13 protein-coding genes are annotated in these 19,908 nt (G+C 47.9%); all 13 read left to right on the top strand.

Annotated elements, in window-relative coordinates; genetic code table 11:
• The first annotated feature begins 23 nt into the window (after positions 1–23).
• The 13 genes from AC58QM_RS31145 (at position 24) to AC58QM_RS31085 (ending at position 19,729) form a co-directional block, all read left to right on the top strand.
• Positions 24–458 (top strand): phage tail protein, encoded by a 435-nt coding sequence (locus tag AC58QM_RS31145; RefSeq protein WP_056612231.1) that lies wholly within the window; start codon positions 24–26, stop codon positions 456–458.
• Positions 459–596: 138 nt separating this feature from the next.
• Positions 597–968 (top strand): phage tail assembly protein, encoded by a 372-nt coding sequence (locus AC58QM_RS31140; protein WP_497288639.1) that lies wholly within the window; start codon positions 597–599, stop codon positions 966–968.
• Between the two features lie 11 nt (positions 969–979).
• Positions 980–1,162 (top strand): DUF6760 family protein, encoded by a 183-nt coding sequence (locus AC58QM_RS31135; protein ID WP_081787256.1) that lies wholly within the window; start codon positions 980–982, stop codon positions 1,160–1,162.
• A 17-nt stretch (positions 1,163–1,179) separates the two neighbouring features.
• Complete coding sequence (locus tag AC58QM_RS31130) at positions 1,180–1,626, top strand: phage tail protein (protein ID WP_497288638.1); 447 nt, start codon at positions 1,180–1,182, stop codon at positions 1,624–1,626.
• 71 nt (positions 1,627–1,697) lie between these two features.
• On the top strand, positions 1,698–7,031 hold the full coding sequence (locus AC58QM_RS31125) for a hypothetical protein (protein WP_497288637.1): 5,334 nt from the start codon (positions 1,698–1,700) through the stop codon (positions 7,029–7,031).
• A 65-nt stretch (positions 7,032–7,096) separates the two neighbouring features.
• Entirely contained in the window at positions 7,097–7,723 is a 627-nt protein-coding gene (locus AC58QM_RS31120; protein ID WP_497288636.1) for a CIS tube protein, read from the top strand.
• Between the two features lie 4 nt (positions 7,724–7,727).
• Complete coding sequence (locus AC58QM_RS31115; protein WP_497288635.1) at positions 7,728–8,816, top strand: phage late control D family protein; 1,089 nt, start codon at positions 7,728–7,730, stop codon at positions 8,814–8,816.
• Positions 8,816–9,541, top strand: coding sequence for a phage baseplate assembly protein V (locus AC58QM_RS31110; protein ID WP_497288634.1), 726 nt, complete (start codon positions 8,816–8,818; stop codon positions 9,539–9,541). The genes AC58QM_RS31115 and AC58QM_RS31110 overlap by 1 nt, the downstream gene beginning before the upstream one ends.
• A 33-nt stretch (positions 9,542–9,574) precedes the next feature.
• Positions 9,575–9,976 carry a GPW/gp25 family protein gene (locus AC58QM_RS31105; protein ID WP_497288633.1) on the top strand — a complete coding sequence of 134 codons (402 nt, stop codon included), beginning with the start codon at positions 9,575–9,577 and terminating at the stop codon, positions 9,974–9,976.
• A gap of 49 nt (positions 9,977–10,025) precedes the next feature.
• On the top strand, positions 10,026–13,100 hold the full coding sequence (locus AC58QM_RS31100) for a baseplate J/gp47 family protein (RefSeq protein WP_497288632.1): 3,075 nt from the start codon (positions 10,026–10,028) through the stop codon (positions 13,098–13,100).
• Positions 13,101–13,119: 19 nt separating this feature from the next.
• Positions 13,120–15,360, top strand: coding sequence for a putative baseplate assembly protein (locus AC58QM_RS31095; protein WP_497288631.1), 2,241 nt, complete (start codon positions 13,120–13,122; stop codon positions 15,358–15,360).
• Positions 15,361–15,782: 422 nt separating this feature from the next.
• Complete coding sequence (locus AC58QM_RS31090) at positions 15,783–17,900, top strand: phage tail protein (protein ID WP_497288630.1); 2,118 nt, start codon at positions 15,783–15,785, stop codon at positions 17,898–17,900.
• A gap of 146 nt (positions 17,901–18,046) precedes the next feature.
• A complete protein-coding gene (locus AC58QM_RS31085; protein WP_497288629.1) occupies positions 18,047–19,729 on the top strand; it encodes a hypothetical protein in 1,683 nt (560 codons plus the stop codon).
• Positions 19,730–19,908 lie beyond the last annotated feature (179 nt).

Here is a 19,908-nt window from a genome sequence, read left to right as displayed (position 1 = left end):
GCATATTAGGAAAGGGGTATACTATGGCTGGCGAACGTAGGGATCCATACCGCAATTTTAGATTTAGAATTGAAGTAGAAGGTATTCAACAAGCTGGATTCAGCGAAATCTCTGGATTTGATGCTTCCCTATCGGTAATTGAATACCGCGAAGGAAACGAAACCATCACGCCTCGGAAGCTTCCGGGACTTGCAAAATACGGTAACATCTCATTGAAATGGGGAGTTACAGACTCCATGGATATGTACAACTGGATGTCAGAATCCATTCAAGGCAAAATCTCCCGTAAAACGGTCACGATTATCGCGATCAATGAAGAGGGCGGAGATGTAGCTACTTGGCAAGTAATCGAAGCATGGCCATCCAAGTACTCAGCACCAAGCTTCAAAGGGACTGGGAACGAAGTTGCTATCGAGAGCTTAGAGCTTGCTCATGAAGGTATGACACGTACGAAGTAATACAAGGTTAGAGTAGGTGCCGGAGCGTATGTCTCCGGTTCCTAACTCTTCTTTTTGTTAAGAGGCTTAGCCTCATCACCACAAGATTATGCTTACGATGCTAGTTTTCTGGCGAAAACTTTAAGGGGGAACAACAACATGGCTTTCAAAACAGAATATGAATTTGAACTTCCTAGAGGATATGTGGATGACAATGGTACGCTTCACAAGAGAGGTGTCATGCGTTTAGCAACAGCTGCGGATGAAATTCTACCTATGCGTGACCAACGTGTTCAGCAAAACCCTGGTTATTTAACCATCATCCTGCTTACACGTGTTATTACAAATTTGGGAGATCTACGTGCCATTGATACACGTGTTGTTGAGAAGTTTTTTACAGCAGATTTAGCATTCTTGCAAAACTTTTACCGTCAAATTAACGAAATGGACGTGCCAAGAGTTCATACGAGTTGCCCAAAATGTGAGCACGAGTTTGATGTGGATGTGTCTTTTTTGGACGAGATGGCGTAACGGGCTATCCCATAGACAAAATATATGAAGAAGTTGGCTTCATCGCTTACTATTTTCATTGGTCACATGATGAAATTATGTCCATGGAACACCGTGAACGCCGCACGTGGTGTGAGGAGATTTCCCGCATCAATCGCAATTTGAACGAAGAAGGTAAAAAACAGCCAGACAATCCGTTTGATGTGTTTCGGTAAGAGGTGAGTAACAAACAATGGCAAAGTCATCCAAATTGCATAATGTAGGCGGTAACTTTCGTTTTCTCGTTGAGCTTGATGGACTGATCGTTGGGGGATTCTCCGAAGTGACGGGCATGAAGTCAGAGATCGAAGTAAAGCCGTATTGGGAAGGTGGCTTGAACACCCATCCACACTACATGGTCCAACATACGAAGTACCCGAATATCGTGCTCAAAAGGGGCATTAGCAATGCCAGTGAGCTATGGGATTGGTACAATAACGCGGTTCAAGGCAAAATAAGCCGTAAGAATGGCTCTATTCTTTTGTACAATGTTGAAGGAAAAGAAATGTGTCGTTGGGAATTTACGAGTGCGTTTCCTGTCAAATGGAACGGGCCAGATCTGAATGCGGGCAGTGCGAATGTCGCGATTGAATCGATTGAGCTCGTGCATGCGGGATTGAAGACGATTTTTAAGAAATAAGTTCACAGCAACTTAAGTGAATGCTTACGAAGAAGTCAGTTTTCTGACGAAAACTTTTAGGGGGATTGTTCATGAAATCTCGACAATCGCATAAACCCCTTGGTAAGAAGAGTAAAGGTTCATTACGCTTTGCTAAAGGCTATCGCACGACAACTGTCGGTCAAACTTCTCGTCAGGCCAAGCAATTCGCTTCTGGCATTATGGGGAAGTATGGGTGGGATCGAAATAACTATTTAGGCATGTTTGCTCTGATTTTTAAGGGCAAGGGTCTATTAACGGATAAAGAATTAGCTTCCATTCAGAACCCAAGTGATCGCGCTTGGATCTTACAATTGCAAGTGCAGCTGCAAAGCTTGAAACATCCAGAGTCAGCACCTTTAATAACAAAACAACAAACGATTGAACACATACAGAAAATAGTCGCACAAAGCGGTTATCGTCTGCCGAAGCAAGTACTTTTAGAAGAGCAACAACAAGAAATTAAACGATTGTCCTCTGAACTGGCGCCAGCAGCTGCTGATCTGCCAATCAAGAAAAAGAGAGGACGCAAAAGCAACAAATCCAAGGCATTAGAAAGCCAACTCCTGACTAAGGAAGCAAACGAACATGTCGCTAAAGATGGCGATGCGAAGTCTGTCCAAGCAGGAATTAACGTCGTTAACAAACGGAATTTACCGATTATTCAGCGTTCGATGAGGCAGCTCGTTGCTTCGATAGGTATGCTAGCTCATTCTACAAGCAGCAAGACGAATCAACCGAGCCCGATGGTGAATGGCGTTCAACATACAGGTCCTACAACGAATATTCAGCGGAAAACATTACAATTATTATATAAACAGGCATTAAGTGACGGAGCTCAGCCCTCAGCCCGGGCGATCCATGGTGACGAGAACAAGGCAGGGAAGACGAATCACTCCATTGTTGCTGATCACGTTGATGCGATACGAAATACGTCCAAGTGGTTGGAACAATTCCAATCTGGGAAACTGATTTTGGGGCAGAGCGAAGACAAATTCATTGGTGCTCTCGCATCTGAGCAGACAAGTCTGTCGGCAAGTCCATCGCTTTTGGGAATGGCTAAGGCTATCTTACAAGAGGTAACACAAACGCCAATCCGACACAGAGGAACGTCACATTCAGGTTCGCCAATAAGGCATAAGGCTGAACTGCTAGGAACAAGCTTTACAGAGGAAACATCGCCAATCGAAACTAGAAAGTCGTTGAAACTTGGTGAGGGTCCATTTTCGGTAAAAACGTCTCCTAGTACAGTGCGTTTTATTCGCAGTTTACTGCTCAAACACGTCGAGGGGCAGGAAACACAAGCAAGTAAGCAAGCTTACCTTGAACAAGATGAGATTCAGAATGCTACAGGTAAAGGTAGTAATAGATCTTCATTAGCGAAAGGTTTTCTTTCCACAAGTGGGCAACCCTTGGCGATTAATGCTGCGAGCTTAACGTCGCGTTTACCTAGATCTATGCATGCCTCAACCAGAACGGCTAGTCCTAGTCGCGACGGGATGAGAGAATTTGATTCCAGTACGACAAGAGTATGGCGCAAAATAAGTGGGCAAGAAGAAGCTTTGCAGCAACAGGCCTCTTATGGTGAACGGCAAGAGCAGGGCACTGGCACGATGGAAGTTGTTCAGAGACTGCACCAGTTACAAGAGCAGCATCACACCTCACAGCTGAATGAGCAGATTGAATTATTGGCTGCTAGACAAGGTCTAGCGCAACAGCAAGAACAACAGGAACAACGAGTAACACAGATGCAGCAAGAAGATCAGATACAGCATGATCAGCAGATACAACAAGAAAGACAGCAATTACAAGCTAGAAATAGTTTGCATGAACAGATTGAACGACAAGAAACACCAAGTAAGGACAGTGCAGGATCGCCACAAGGGAAAGATGTGTACCAAGCGCAATCAGAACAGCAAGCTATGGATGAAGATGCTGGATTGACAGAATTCGTGAGGCTGCAACCCGTTGAACAACCAGTTAAACGAAAGAGAGGAAGACCCCGCAAAAATAGTGGGGGTATTCCGACGACGCAAGAAACGGCGAGTACTATAGGTAATGGAACGAAAGATTCCATAGCTAGTCCTCGTGACATAAGATTACAACCAGAATATGCAGTACCTGAATCTGGAACGTATCAGGAGCCAGAAGAGGATGCAGCAGCTTCCACACGAGTTAAGAGTGCGACTACCTACCCAAGTCAGGTGTACACAGAGCCTGTTCGGATGGAGAAGAGACGCGCAGCACAGAAAATTCAAAGCAACGAAAGCTGGTTGCAGCAACTCGTTACCATACAAAGACAACCCTCTTCTGATGAATTTTTCATTAGAAGTACAAATAGTGTTAGTAAAGATGGTTTGCAAGCTGTAACAAGTTTGGCTTCTCCTCATCTATCCAATCATTTTAAAAAGCCTGATCTAGGCTCAGACATACGAACTAAATCAACAGGTAAACTTATTCAACAAAGTTTTAGAGAATCAATGATGGCTCCAAGGATTATAAGTAAATCAGCGAAGAGAAATGAGCAGCTGCTGGGTAGTCAACGACTGCATCGTCAGCAAGAAAATCAAGTTAGCCGAGGCTCACACCTCCAACAAGAACAAAGGCAATTAGAAGTAGCAGCTCCGAGTGTTATTCAGATGAAACCTATGGTACAAGCAGATGAGGATACCCTTCTTACAAATGTTGCGTTTAGAGGGCAAGCTGATAACGATAAACTGCCAACTATAAAACCAGACAATCAGCAGTTCCATAGTCAATCCCAAGCTGGGAAGGGCAAACGACCTGCTGGAGAATTAGCTAAAGAGATTGCAGCTAGAGTTACAGATGCAAGCATTCGCTCCATTGGAATTGTGGTTCCAGTGTCTGCTAAGCAGGGGGAAAGTAAAACTAGCCGAGAGGTTGTGCGTTTACTGCGTTCTGCGCATCGCCAATCTGAAGCAAGTACTAACCAATTGGCAGGTCAGGCACAGCCAAGCTCCACTGAAAATAATATCCCATCAGTAGCGCAAGGAACGACGCTCCAACAAACCTTAGCTGCTGAGATTGCTTCGAAGGCAGCACACAACAGCATCACTTATGTGACAGGGAGTAATAGTGCTAGGGTAGTGAATGGAACAGGTCAGCTTCAACGCAGGTTACTTGGACCAACTAGATCAGTCGAAGGCGGTATAAGAAACGTTTCAACTGAAATGGCGAGTTCCAGCAAATTAAGGGGTCGAGTTGTAGCATCAAGCCAGACTCAATCTCTTGCGAACCAATCAATCTTGCAGGAGACAACTAGCACACGTTCGAATGGCAAATCAACGGGACTTTCACCTCTGGACATGGTTAGAAGGGCTGGAAGTCAGTCTCGCGTTAATCGTGTGAGAGAGCAGCAAGCTACAATTCAGCGTAAAATTGATTTAGGACAGTTTACTTCAAGGCAGTCACCGCTAGGTACGCAGTTACCATCATCTGTATTAAGTGGTGAGAAGAGTACTTCAGTAACCCGTTCATCGCCTACATGGGAGAGAAGTCTGTTAACACTTCGAGCAGGACGAGTAGAGGATGGCACGGCAACAAGACGAATAAGTGCTATCGATCAGCAGCAAAACGCTCCAACCGTCCAAACATTCAGTACGACGGAGTTAAGCGCGCAGGTGATACGATCTACAGATAAAGAGCACGATAGCCAAAGTAGGAACCTACAAATAGGACAGGCACAGGAATCCCTAACAAACGATCCTATGCAACAGAATTCTTTAGTAACCAATCAGATGCAGGGAAACAAAGAAAACGTAGAAGCAGAACAACATCGTTCAGATCTAGCTAATTCCTTACAGGCTGATCGCTTAGATGGAGATAGGAACGCGCAGTTCAATCAACCATCAAGAGAGCTTGTTCGTGGGCAGCGTGTACAACGGACTTCTGATTTTGGGAATCGTAGTAGGCAATCGGAAGATAGTCGTATAGGCAATTCTCTGCAGCTGAGAAGAATGCGGAGTATAGAGCAAGACACGCTCGTTCATCCTTCATTAGGCATTGTGAACGGTATACAAGCAAGAAGAGCTAATCTAGCATCTGCTGACACGCTTGACCAACGCAGTAAATCAGGTGACATCCTTCGAAGAAGTCCCTTAGAGCAACCGTCTGGTAACTTAATAACCAGGAAGGCAAGTTCTGCTTCAAGGAATGAATCTGCAGGAGTAAGCACGACAAGCTCTGCTCAAGCAGGACGAACTGTTATACAGGCACAAGGTCAGTTGCCAAGTCAGAATGCTACAATGCAAAGTGCGAATAATCGCTTCCAGCCAGCCAATGGAACAAGTCCTGGAAATCTTATTCAACGAGCTAGCGAGACGAGAATTAGACAGTTGATGAATAGAGCAACCCAAGGCGATAGTAGGCAAGGTTCTAAGCCAAGAAGGTCAGAAACTTCACGAAACGGCGCGGTAACTTGGTCAAAGGCGCAAGCCGAACACCTTCAAAGACGAGTAATCGTCGAAGATCGTGAGCGCGAGCCTAAGAAAGAGGAACAGGGTTCGGAGAGCCACTTGGAAGCGGAACGCTTTCAAGTGGAATCGGCGGAGCAAACCATTAGGGCTATGATCAGCGCGCAAGTAGAAGAGCGGGCACAAGCCCTTGAACCTGCGGCTGCTTCTCCAACCGCAGAGGTCGTGACAGGCACGCGCGTTGCACGCGCGCCAAGTGCTCGCCAGAGCGCAAGCATGACACAACGTGTCATGCCGGTGCTGGCGAGCAGCGCAGGAGCGCTTCGCGCAGCTCCTGCGGGCATAGCTGCGGCTGCCTCCGGCAGAGCCGCAGCACCAACAGCTGGCGTGCAGCGCACCGCCAGCCTCACGAACAGCAGCAGCCAAGGCTGGGCTGCTGCTGCATTAACCAAGCCGCTGCCCACACAGGTGCAGCGGCAAGCGAGAGCCGCCGGCGGCGCGCAAGCTAGCGCCGACGGCCACCAAGGCATGCCTGCAATGAGCATGCTCATGCAGGCGCGAACGCAGCAGCCGCCAATCGGCGCGAGCCAGGCAGGCCCGCCTGTGATGAGCGTGCCTATGCAGTCGCGAATACAGCCAACGGGGCTGTCCGTGCCGGCTGCAGGGCAAGAACAGCTGGCTTCGCCAATCAGCATGTTGGAGCATAAACAAGCTGCAACTAGTCAGCTCGCAGATACACCGCTGGATATGGATTGGCTGCGCACCAAAACGAGCGCGGATCAAGAATCAATGCCAACTGCACCTGTTGATCAGGCACCACCAGAGCTAAGTGAAGAGCAGTTGCAAGAGTTGGTTAAGCAGCTTCCACAACTGGACATCGCCAAGATTGCGGAGAAGGTCTACCGCGAAATTGAGAAAAAGATGAAGTTCGAGCGGCAACGGCGTGGTGTATAATGAGTAATCATATGAATCATTAACAACGTTAATTATATAAATAATGGCAGAGAGGACGGATACCTATGGCGCTCAAGAAAGCGATGATTATTGTTCACAAAGGCAGCAAGACTGAAAATGTGCAAGTGATGTTCAATCCGGGCGAGTATACGCTCGATACCGGCAACAGCTATTCTTGGAAAACAGTGCCGGGTCTGTCCATGCCGATTGCACAATTTGTGAGTGGAGGCACATCGACGCTCACGATGGATTTTTATTTTGACACATATGAAAAAGGGACGGATGTTCGTCAGTTGACGACGAAGATTTCAGGTCTTTTGGATGTTGAAAAGGAGATTCATGCACCGCCACTTTGCCGATTTGTGTGGGGTTCACTGGATTTTAAAGGAGTCGTTGAGAAAGTCAATCAGCATTTCACCATGTTTCTCGATACGGGAGTTCCAGTGCGAGCCAAGCTCAAAGTGACTTTTAAATCAACGCTCAGTAAGAAAGATCAGTTGAAGCAAATCCCACGACATTCTGCAGATAGAACAAAATTAAAGATGCTCAACCAAGGCGATCAACTGTGGACGATTGCTGCCAATGAGTACGAAGATCCTACGCTTTGGCGGGAAATTGCTAAGGCAAATGGTATCGACAATCCAATGAAAGTAACCACGGGACGCCGCATTTCAGTTCCGAGGTTGGATTAAGCCTATGGCGTTAGATCTAGAAACAAGCTCATTTACATTTGATGATTTGGCCAAGAAGTACGGCGATTTTTATGCCCCTTACTATGATATAAAAGTAGATGGCACTAAGCTTTCGGATGATATCGCACTGGATAACTTGCGTGTGGAGACATCCATCGATGGAACTGCAGATTCCTTTTCTTTTCGGATAGCGAATGCCTATGATGTAACCAAAAATGAATTCCAATGGTTATCTACTTTTGCATTAGGTAAAGCCATTGATATCGGTTTGGGATATGTTGATAAATTCACCGCAGTCTTTACAGGCCAAATTACTTCCGTTGTTGTAGATTTTCCAGAGGACGGTGCTCCTGGTCTCGTGGTACGCGGGATGGACATTTCTTACTTGATGATGAAGGGGACGAAGTCTCGTTCTTGGAACAAGAAGAAATATAGTGATGTTGTAGAAGAAATCGCCAAGACATATGGCTTCAAGACACATGTTGATGCAACAACGACAGAATTTCCAGCACTTTCGCAGAGTCAAATTAATGATTATCATTTCATTCAAAACTTAGCGAATTTAGTTAACTATGATTTTTTCGTGGTGGGGAAGAATTTGTATTTCCGTAAGCCATTGACGGCAATGACAGCCGTGATGACACTGGAGATGGGGAAGACGCTCCGCAGTTTAATGATAGATCACAATTTAGCCGAGCAAATTACGGGCGTAACCGTTCGAGCTTGGGATAATAAAGAGTTAAAGGTTATCGAAGGCAAATCAGCCAACGTGTCGAAGCTTGGTTCCAATAGCAAGACGGGCAAGGACATCCTAGCCTCTAAGGGTGATTTCGTCGAGCATATGTATACAAATGTAAGCTCCGTTGAAGAAGCCAAAAGCTACGCGGATGCGATACTAAATCGCCGAGCGATGAAGTTGGTTAGCGGCAGTGGGGAATGCATTGGCATTCCAGAAATTCGCGCGGGGCGCTATATTAAGCTGAGCGGTGTAGGCAAGACGTTTGATCAGCCTTATTATGTGACAGGGGCAACCCACATTTTTGATGACGAAGGTTACACAACTCGGTTTCAATTGGGAGGGAATGCAGTCTAATGTTCAAAACTCCCGATATTACGATTGGCGGCATCTCTGATTTTTCCAGCCAGAAAATTGGCGGCGTCATGGTTGCTGTTGTAACGAATAACACGGATCCCGATAAAATGGGACGTGTGAAGCTCAAGCTTCCGATGCAAGAAACGGAAACAGAGACGGATTGGGTCCGCATCGCCACAATGATGGGCGGTAAGGAAATGGGCAGTCTTTTTATCCCCGAAGTAGGAGATGAAGTGTTGGTTGCCTTCCATTTAGGCGAGCTTCGGATGCCTTTCGTCATTGGTATGCTGTGGAATCCGAAGAATATGCCACCTCCGCCTGCTGAGAAAAATGATTTGCGCATGATTAAGACACGTTCTGGTCATGAGCTCTCTTTCAATGATAAAAGTGGTGACGAGAGCATCACCCTGAAGACCAAAAAAGGCCAAATTATTGAACTCAAAGACAAAGATCAAAGCATTTCGATTGCTGATTCCAGTGGCAACAATAAGATTCTGATCAAGGGCGGGTCTGCGAATGAAATATCCGTCGTCAGCCAAACGTCTAAGATCACATTGAACGCCAAAGGTGAAGTCGGCATTGAAAGCACGAAGGAAATCAAAATTAAATCTACGCAAATTAATATAGAAGCTTCTGCTACCATGGCTTTGAAGGCAGGGGCTACGCTGGATCTGAAATCAGATGGGATCATTAACATCAAAGGTAGTATGGTGAAAATTAACTAGCGTTATGATCAATTAACGAGAGGGCGTGGCGAGATGTCGGAAGCATTTTTGGGACGGGGCTGGAAATTCCCGATTCAGGTTGATCCTGCAACAGGAAGGATCCGAATGTCCGAGTATGAGGAAGACATCGCAGAAGCGATTCGCGTTATCTTGGGAACCACACAAGGAGAGCGCGTGATGCGTCCCTCTTTTGGATGCGGAGTTCAAGAATTTATTTTCGGCTTAACCGATGATACAACGCTGCATTTGCTGCAAAGTAATATTGAAGAAGCCATCCGAAACTGGGAGCCACGGGTTCATGAAGTTGAAGTGAAAGCTGTGCCCGAAATAGATGATCCCGCTAAAGTAATGATTCATATTGCCTATCAAGTACGTACAACGAACAACTTGTTTAACCAAGTCTATCCGTTTTATTTATTTGAAGGTTCGAAATAGAAAGAGGATGCGGAAGCGATGACGAGACGTGTAGAGAGGAGGTGGAGCTGTGCAACCTCCCAAAATTGATCCCAGAGACATACCTGATCTGATTGCTCAAATGAAGGAAATGGCCCCGTATTATACGCCAGAGTGGCGATTTACGCCTGAGAACCCGGATCCTGGTTCTGCGTTATTCCTGATGTTTGCCGATATGTTTCATGACAATATTAAGCGATTGAATCGCGTGCCTACAAAAAATTTGATCTCATTTCTGAATATGTTCGATGTCACGTTGTTACCGGCTAGACCAGCAAGTGGGTATCTCACTTTCGCGCTGAATGAAGGAACGAAAGAGTCGGTGTATATTTCCGCAGGGACACAGATTGCAGCGGCTGTTCTAGCGGATACGGTACTTTATGAAACGGCACGCAGTGCACTGTTAACTCCTGCGGTACTTACAAGCATCTATGTGACGAGCCGTAAGCAGGACATCATCGTTCGGGTCGCGGATGAGTTTTTAATCGCCAGCCGTCAAGGCTTATCGATGCCGAAGAAGTTGTTCCGTTTGCAAGATGGCGATAATTTACAGGAACATGCCTTGTATTTGGAGCACAGCTCGCTTTTCACCGTCACTCATCCAGCGCAGATTGAGATCGAATTCCGTAACTCAACGAAACGGTTTGAAGAATTTGGGATGTCTAGTCAACTCGCAGATCCTAATCTTACCGAATGGTTATACGCCACAGCGGATGGTTGGAAGCCGTTCGACAAGGTTGAGGCGAAGGAAAATCGAGTTATTTTGCTCAAAAGTATTCGTGAAGAACTTGCACCGAAAGAAGTTAACGGCATCACGGGGCGTTGGATTCAATGTCGCTTAAAGCCACACGTAACCGATCGCAAAACGCTGGCTGATAGCAGACTTTCCATGGATCACGTCTCGTTCAAAACAGACTATGTGGACACACTCGAGACTGGCGGCATCCCGCCTGATCAAATGTTCTACAATGACATTGATGCTGATCCGTCCGGTTTTTACCCATTCGGAGATCAATTTGCCCTGTATGGCTCTTTTTATATTGGAAGTCAGGAAGTATTTACAAAAACTGATGGTGATATTAAGCTGAGCTTCGGATTGCAGGCGAGAGAGAATCGTTTTGGGGCAGAACAGACGGATCCCATTGATTGGAAAATGGTCATGAAGAAGAACAAGTTCGATAAAGCACCTGTTGTGCATGTAACGGTTCTTCAAGTGGCTTGGGAATATTGGAATGGTACGACTTGGGTGAGGCTCGATGTGGGCAAGGATGCCGAGAAGCTTTTCTACTACCCAGTAGAGCAGAAAGTTCATAAGGAGATTCATTTCAAATGCCCTTCTGACCTACAGCCTACGTATGTGAACGGGAATGAGAATCGCTGGATTAGAGCACGGATCTTGCATATCGAAAATGCGTATATCGCGCAGGCCTTGTATTTGTCACCTTGGGTAGATGAAGTAGCTTTAACGTATTCGTATGAGGATCGCCTCTACCAAGCGGAACGTTGCTTAGCTTTTAATAATACCGTTTACGAAGAGCGCACCAAGCACAGTCGTCAATTGCAAGGCGGTTTTGAACCTTTTCAGCCATTGGAAGGCAGCCATCCAGCTTTATGCTTTTCATTCGATACACCACCGGTGAGAGGTCCAATCTCCATATTCGTTTCGATCAAACAGCAGCGCTTCTCGGAGCATGACGTTCCTATGCTGGAGTGGGAGTATTTACGAGCAGGATTGCTGCCAGGAACCCCGCCAGAGTGGGTGGCACTCAAGGTTATTGATGAAACGAATGGCCTGACGCAGAGCGGAACAGTTCAGTTCGTAGGTCCATCCGATTTTGCAGGAGTATCGCTGTTCGGGCAGGATGGTTACTGGATTCGAGCTACGAATCGAGACGATATTTACGATGATGTGACGGATCGTGTACAGATTCCGACCATTCAGGGCGTTTATATGAACACGGTACATGTCCTCCAGCAGGAGACAATTACTGGTGAAGTTCCCGATGTCAAAGGACTGGATGAAACGGAATATCAACTCAGCAGACTAGGTATCGTATCTGAGGAAGTATGGGTGGATGAAACCGATTTTGTAACAGAAGAAGAGATCTCGGAGTACGAGCTATCAGGGGCACCGCTGATGGATATCCGTCGCGATTCGGAAGGCAACATTCTGCAGGTGTGGGTACGCTGGACAGCTGTACGGGATTTGACTCTATCGGGTAACCGAGATCGGCATTATCTCATTGATCATACTTTCGGACGTATCAGAGTTGGTGATGGTGTTCATGGGATGCATCCGCCGAAGGGCGGTTTGGAGCAATTGAAGGTCACATATCAAGTGACGATGGGCAAAATTGGCAATGTTGCCGCTCGACAGATCAATCAGATGCAGGATTCGATTGCTTTTGTTGGGGAGGTTTATAACCCAGAGCCCGCATCGGGCGGGTGTCAGGCGGAGAAGCTGGAGTCTGCGCTAGCGCGGGGGCCAGAGCTTTTGAAGCATCGGAATCGAGCGGTTTCGTCCAAAGACTACGAGTGGCTGGCTAGAGAAGCTTATCCGAATATCGCGAAGGTGACGTGTATTCCGAATCGGAATGCGTATATGCACAAAGAAATTGGAGCGATGACGCTTGTCATTTTGCCAAAAGAAGGACAACAAGGCAGTTCGACGTTCCCAGAGTTGAAAAAGCAAGTGGAGCGATACATTCTTGGACGTGCCTCCAGTTTGGTTGCTTTTCCTGAGCGCTTGCAGGTCATCGAGCCTGTATATATGGAAATCTCCGTCTCAGCGATTGTTGCTGTAGAGGGGATGGACGCTGTCGTCCATACAGAAATTCAAGCTTTGGAGAAATTAAATCGATTCCTTGATCCGTTAACGGGCAATTTTGATAACAAGGGCTGGGCGATCGGTCAACAAATTCATCCTTCTGTCTTTTATGCGTTATTAAAATCGATTCGGGCGATCAGCCATGTCGAGAAGCTTTACATGACCGTTTTCAAAATCGAAGATGGCGAGCGTGTAGAGTTAGATGTCAATCGTCTACCGACACTGCCGCATGGCATGATTGTGAGCGGAAAGCACAAGGTTGTTGTGAACGTACTATAAACGAAGGAGGTGAGCACAAGTGCTGCCTATTCCTAATTTAGATGACCGGATGTTCGAGCAAATGGTGATGGAGGCGCGGAAGTCGATTCCGAAGCTATTTCCAGAATGGACAGATGAGAATGAGCATGACCCAGGGATTACGCTGCTAGAGTTAATGTCCTGGATGACAGAGATGCAGCAGTATTATTTAAATCGGGTGACAGAACGCAGTGAACGCAAGTTTCTAAAGCTGTTGGGGATTCGTCCACGCGATGCGGTATCCGCAGTTTGTGATGTGACGTTTACTGGCGCTACGCAGCAGCTTGTGCTCCCTAAAGGGACACCGCTGACCGCGATGGATCTGCGTTTTGAGACACAGGGAACGATACAGTTTGTTCCTGCTGTTTTGGAGAAAGTGCTGGTGCGCACAGAAACGGCAGCCGCCGATTATACCTCGAACAATCAGGCCAAAATTGCCTACTACGCCTTTGGCGCAGAGGCGCGCAAAGGCGCGCATCTTTATCTCGGATTCGACCGGGCGCTGCCAATGGATACGGAGATTTCGATCTATTTTAATTTATTTGATCGTTACCCTGTGAGGGTGAGCCATCATGCTGAGAAAACAGCACCGATGATTTCATCTGCCAAGGTAACATGGTCATTTGCCGGTGCTGACACGGATGGACAGTCGGAGAGCTGGCTGCCGATAGAGCCAACGGTGGATAATACCGTTCATTTATCACAAAGTGGTGAGCTCAAGTTTCTCATCACTTCCGAAATGAAGCCGATGTCCTTGTATCCGGCAGACGACCGCAGTCGCTATTGGATCTGTTGTACACTGGAGGAGGACGGCTACGAGCTGGCTCCCAAGATTGAAAAGATTACGTTGAATTCGGTGAGAGCTGTGGAGCAGGAAACCTTTAGCGAGGTGACTGGCTTCAACAGCTCAGGTGAACCAGATCAGAGCTTCCAGCTGAGCTCCTATCTTGCCTATAACGGTCTGCATACTGTTCAGGTATTGGACGAACAGGGTCGTTGGCGCGACTGGCACACTGTCGCTGATTTGAGTACCTGCGGGCCCGATGAGCTATGCTGCGAGTTGCAGCAGGATTCGGCCCGTCGGACGACCCGTCTTCGCTTCGGCGACGGGGTACATGGCAGCATCCCGCCGCAGGGCGCGAAGCGGGTGCGGCTGATTGCTTACTCGGCTGAGTTTGATTACAGCCGCTTTGTGGGAGGCAGTAAAGGTCTGCCTGGGCAGACCTTCGAGATCAGTCGCGGACGCGTGTACCAACCTAGCAGCATGCTGCTGCAGGTTGGTTATCGTCCGCGCGGCGAAGATAGCGTCGTCTGGGACGACTGGACGGCCGTGGATGACTTCGATAACTCGAAGTCAACAGACCGGCATTACGTCTACGACGCCGCTGCAGGCACGATCCGCTTCGGAAATAACGAAGCGGGGTTGGTGCCGCGCAAGTCCGGGGAACCGAACATTCGGTTCCTGGCCTTGCAGGCGGGCGGTGGCGTACGAGGCAACGTGAAGGACGGCCTCGTGACGGGCTTGGGCTTCGCGGCTGAGCCTGGCGTGAGCGTGACGAATCCGTTCCCGGCGCGAGGCGGCCTGGAGGCGGAGACGCTCGCGCAAGCGAAGCTGCGCGTGCAGCGCGAGTTGGCTGCGCCGACGCGCGCGGTGACCGCCGAGGACTACGAGGCGATCGCGAAGGCGGCGCCGGGGCTCCGCGTCGCGCGGGTGAAGGCCATCCCGCTGTATAAGCCGGGGATGCGGGATTTCCCTCGGGTATCGGCGCCGGCGCAGATGACCGTCGTGGTTGTGCCTTACAGCGAGAGCGATAAGCCTAAAGCTGGCAAGGGTTTCTTGCAGACGATCAAGCAGCATCTGGATCGGCATCGGCTTTTGACAACGGAGCTGCATGTCATTCCGGCGGAGTATATCAAGATTACCGTACACGCAGTTGTGGTGATGGAGCCGAAGTATAAGAACGAGCAGCGGCGCATCGCAATCGAGCTCCGAAATCTGCTTCAACCCATGGATCATGGGCAGGGAGCGGAAGGTTGGCGTTTTGGGCGTACGGTATATAAGGGAGATATTTACGGCGTCATATCCCGGATTAAAGGTGTCGTGTATGTGCAGGACATTTGGCTGGACGCCGAAGGAACAGGCTTCCATAAGGATGGCGCTGGGGATATTCATATCCCGCCGTATGCGCTAGTGTATTCGGGCGTTCACGAGTTCGAAACGATTAGTCAGACCGACTTGTAGGAGTGGCGTGGCTGGCGGTTGGGGACGTGAGTTAAGTAAAAAGTAGAAGTAGAAGTAGAAGTAGTGCTCGGTGGAGTAGCTAGTTTTCAAATAGATGTAAAATATACAGCAAATTTTGCTATATTGTCTGAAATTTAGCGATTAGAAGGAAAAAGTACAGCTATTATGAGCAAGTTTGGCGGTTTGGTGGATTTCGGTGGAAATTAACTGTAGGAAATCCATTTAAAGCTCCTACGTGGAGGGAAATCGCAAAATTAGCTGCATAAAATCCATTTAAATGTGTTTTGCGCGCCGGTGGGAAGTTCTGCATGCTGCGGTGGCGTAGAAGTTGCGTTCAGTTGAGTAGCAGTAGCACTTGCCCTGCACTTGCCCTTACTCCCTAAACAAAAGTAGCAAATATAACAGAAAAGAGGTGACGAACGATGCAGGATGGACAAACGTTTTTTTCGCTAAACAAGCGGATGGATTGGGAAGAGGGCTTTGAGGCTAATATTCATATGCTGGAGCAGGGATTTTCGATTCAGCAGACGGAGAAGTACAGCATTCATCGCATCGTTCGCACGGATGAGCTTGAAGGTATTCCTCCGATTCATGAGATGACGGTGGGACCTGGGCGAAAGCTAATCTTGTTGGACGAGACAGCGAATGTGTGGATTTATGACGACGAAAGCCGACACAGAGAGTTGCTATTCCGTCAGGGCCACGAATTATTTAGCTCACAAGCGATGCTGGCATCGATGTCGGATCTTCTTGTGATTGCGGATGCAAGCGAAGGGGTAGAGCGAAGACTTGCTGTCTACTCCATCTCAAACGGTCAGACCATGTGGGCGATACAGTCCTGGGAAGGTTTGAGTTTATATCCGCTCTCCTTAAATACGAAGTTACAAGCTACGAATATGCTGTATATAGCGGTACCTTTGGATATTACGGTTGGTATGAATGGAAGTCCCGAAGTCCCGAAAGACGGGCGGATTGGCATTATTCAGTGGAATTCAGCTGGAGAGATGCTGCGTGTGTATGAGCATGAGGCACATCGTATGACGGAGGCAATTCCCATTGCTGAGCTGCAAGGGCGTTATTATACTGCGGCGACAGATGGAACCATAGCTCTGCTGGATAACCAGCAACGTTCCGTGACGGTTTTCCATGAAGATGGGCGAGAGCCGTTCCATTTTAAGTTGGAGCAAGAGGGCCGATTTGCCGGAATTTCCATTGATACGAATCATAATCTCTATATAGGGGATAGCGGTTACGCGCAGCAAGAAGGTGTGACGGAGCGGTTTATTTTAAAATATCGCGGCAATGGCGACCCCTCGGATAAAGTAACGGGTTTTCGAGGACGAACAGATAAATTAGTGCAGGATGGTCGCAATCGCCTGTATGTGTTTGATCGGTTAAGTGGGCAAATCAGCTTGCTAGACCTTAGGGCGCGCACGATGCTGCTGGAGGATACCCAATTGCCAGAGGCGGTGTACTTCTCTGCCGATCTGGATACGACGGAGACTGAGACGACGTGGCACAAAATCCGACTCGAAGCAGATATCCCAGAGGAGACGCAGGTTCGGTTCTCATATTTTGCCTCGGATGAAAGTGAAGGAATGGTTGATGGGGATTATGTCAATCTCACTGACTATTTCACAGATCCGAATATTTCGGTCAAAGAAAAGCTAAGAGCGACCCGCGACTTATGGTCAGAGCCGATTCTGAATCCAAAGGATGCGTTGCTGATGCAAGCGAAGGGGCGTTATCTCTGGTTCAAGATTGAGCTGGTCGGCAGCGAGCAGAAATCGCCATTCATTCGCAAACTGAGGGTGTACTATCCACGAACTTCGTTGATTGCCTATTTACCGCCGATGTATCAGCAGGATGAGGAGCATAGCCCATTCCTTGAGAGGTTTCTAGCGATGTTTTCTACGTTTTTTGACGATATGGAGGATACGATTGATCGGATTTCGGGTCATTTTGATCCTGATGCTGTGTCGGGGCCGTATCTGGAGTGGTTAGGCGGTTGGCTAGCCATTACCGAGCATGAGGCTTGGGGCGAGAAGAAGCTCAGAGAGCTCATTAAGCGGGCTCCTGAATTATACAAGCTGCGGGGCACGCGTGAAGGCTTGATGAATATGCTTCAGATTTACACTGGTGCAGAGCCATTCATACTGGAATATTTCCAGTTCAAGCAAATGCAAGAGACGTCAGAGCTGCGCCAGCTTTTCACCCAGTTATATGGTGACAATCCGTATACGTTCTGTGTCCTCCTTAAGCCAGAAAGCGTGCGTACGGATGAGCAGCGCTTAGTGATTGAGCAAATTATTGACGATCAGAAGCCGGCCTATACGGAAGGCAAACTGATTGTGTTGCAGCCTTGGATGTATGCGGATATGCATACGTACCTGGGTATTAATACGTACTTATCTGAGCCAACCTTATTAACCCTCGATTCTCGCTCGTCGATGCCTTACAATACGGTGCTGATTGATGTGGATCGTGATAAACGGATGGATATACATACACGCTTGGGACTGGATTCCGAAATCGAGTGAGAAAACCTCTATCGGAGCCATTCACAGATGAGCGACCGCGTTAAGAGGTAGGTTTTATCACCAATAAGAAAGCGGTTTTCAGAAGCCGAAAACTTATACTTTCTTATGTGGAAAATGAATGAGTCAGAGAAGGTGAGGGGATCGTTATGAAAAAATCACGTTATTACCCGTTTGAACGCAATCGGTATTTCTATGGGAAGCTGCTGACGGTCAGAGATTTCGAGTCCGAGCAAAAGTATTTTAATGATAAACGCCGCATGATGAATCGGTTACTGCATGGTTCTGGCGTTCTAACAGGCTTGCAGGTTGTAGCGGTGGATGAGAAGTCCGTTTCGGTCGAAATGGGTGCCGCTATTGATGCCTTAGGACGGGAAATCGTCGTGCCATCTCCGATGACTATGAAACTTTCCATGATGGATGGATTCAGTAACAACCAGTACGCTAAGAACGTATACTTGTGCATTGCCTATGATGAAAAAGAAAAAGAACCCGTTCACGCTGTAGCGAACTCTTCCGTCCGTTCGGACGAAATTAATGATTATAATCGCGTGTTAGAAAGCTATCGTCTATTTATTCGCGAGGATGCGCCGGACCCGGCTTCATTGCCGCTGGCTACATTGTCAGATCAGACGATTGTCCTGTACCAGGATAAACAAGTACGTGTCCTGCAAACGACTCCACGGTATGTGAATCCAGGGCAGTTGTTCGAGATGACACTGCGCTTCGAGAAAACGTTGAAAGCAGGACGATTGTCCTTCCAATATGATCTGGATGCTAACCGCGTCGAGGCGATCAATGGAACGAAGATCGTGTTCCAAGAGCCGCAGGATGCGCAAGAGAGTGAGTATGAAATGAAGGTGCTGCTTCGCGCAGATAGCACAGCTTCTGTAAAAGCGACAGTTGGTGTGCAAGCGGGTACGGCGGCTTTGAAACTGGATGATCGACAATTGGAACTGCAAGCACAATCCATTGGCGAGATTAGCATCGTAACCGAAGCGGTGAAAGAGCGGTTAATGTCGGATTTCGTGAAGCAATCCTTGGAAGCTTCCTTAGAGGCGCCATCGGAGCCATGTATTTATTTGGCCAAAATATGCTTGATCCAAGTTGGACCAACGTATGTCATTGAAAGTGTTGAGCAAGTACCGTTCGGTGAATATGTCTACAATACGTCAGTGATGTATCGACTTGGGCAAGCCGCTCAGTACCGCGAAGAAACAGCAGGTCAATTCGTAACGAAATCGAAGGTAAAAACGTTGGCACCAGGCCAAACGCCAGAGCTGAATGTCAACTACAACCCTTTGATCAGCGAGTTGTCTTTCGATTTGGGTATTCCAGCTGGCGGTGGCAGCGGGATTGCAGGCATTGTAAGTGGATATGTTGACATCCCGATTGAACCATTCACGAAGATTGCTGTATCTCCATTCGGAAGAGCGATGAAGAGCTTCTACTCTGGAGAGATTGTACACGGACTTGGCGAGGGGAATGTGTTGATCATCACGAGCTTAGAAGAGCGGAGCGGCGACTCCTTCTCTGATATTCTTGCCAGCGGAGATCGCGTATATGGCGGTGCTTCGGACGTGTTCAAAGGCAGTGAGTTTGAGCCAGATGCACCTGAGGTGAAGATCGGAACGATCGCGTACCCACAGAAGGGTACGTTCCGTATCGGTGTGAAAGTGCAGCAATCCGGCGAGCAAGGCAATGTGCGTGTGCGCTGGTGGGCATATAGTGCGGAGATGACGAGCGCGGTTGGCGGTGGCAATGGCGACTCCATCGACGAGGCAATGTCTGCGATGCGCGAAGCGGCATCAGCGGGCAGCGACGCGGAGTAGAGTGAAAGACCGTCCTGAACAAGTGAAATTGTTCGGGGCGGTCTTTTTGTGTTGGATAAATCCAGCGTAGGGTGCTAAGTTGCACATAATATAAGCATTTGATTGGATATATCCACTCAAAGTAGATAATTTAGGCTCGCTTGAGGCAAATCCATTGGATATGTCCACTCAAATACTCT

Source organism: Paenibacillus sp. J22P165 (genome assembly GCF_059692015.1).
Note: the sequence above shows the minus strand (reverse complement) of the source record. Positions and strands in the feature narration are given on the sequence as shown.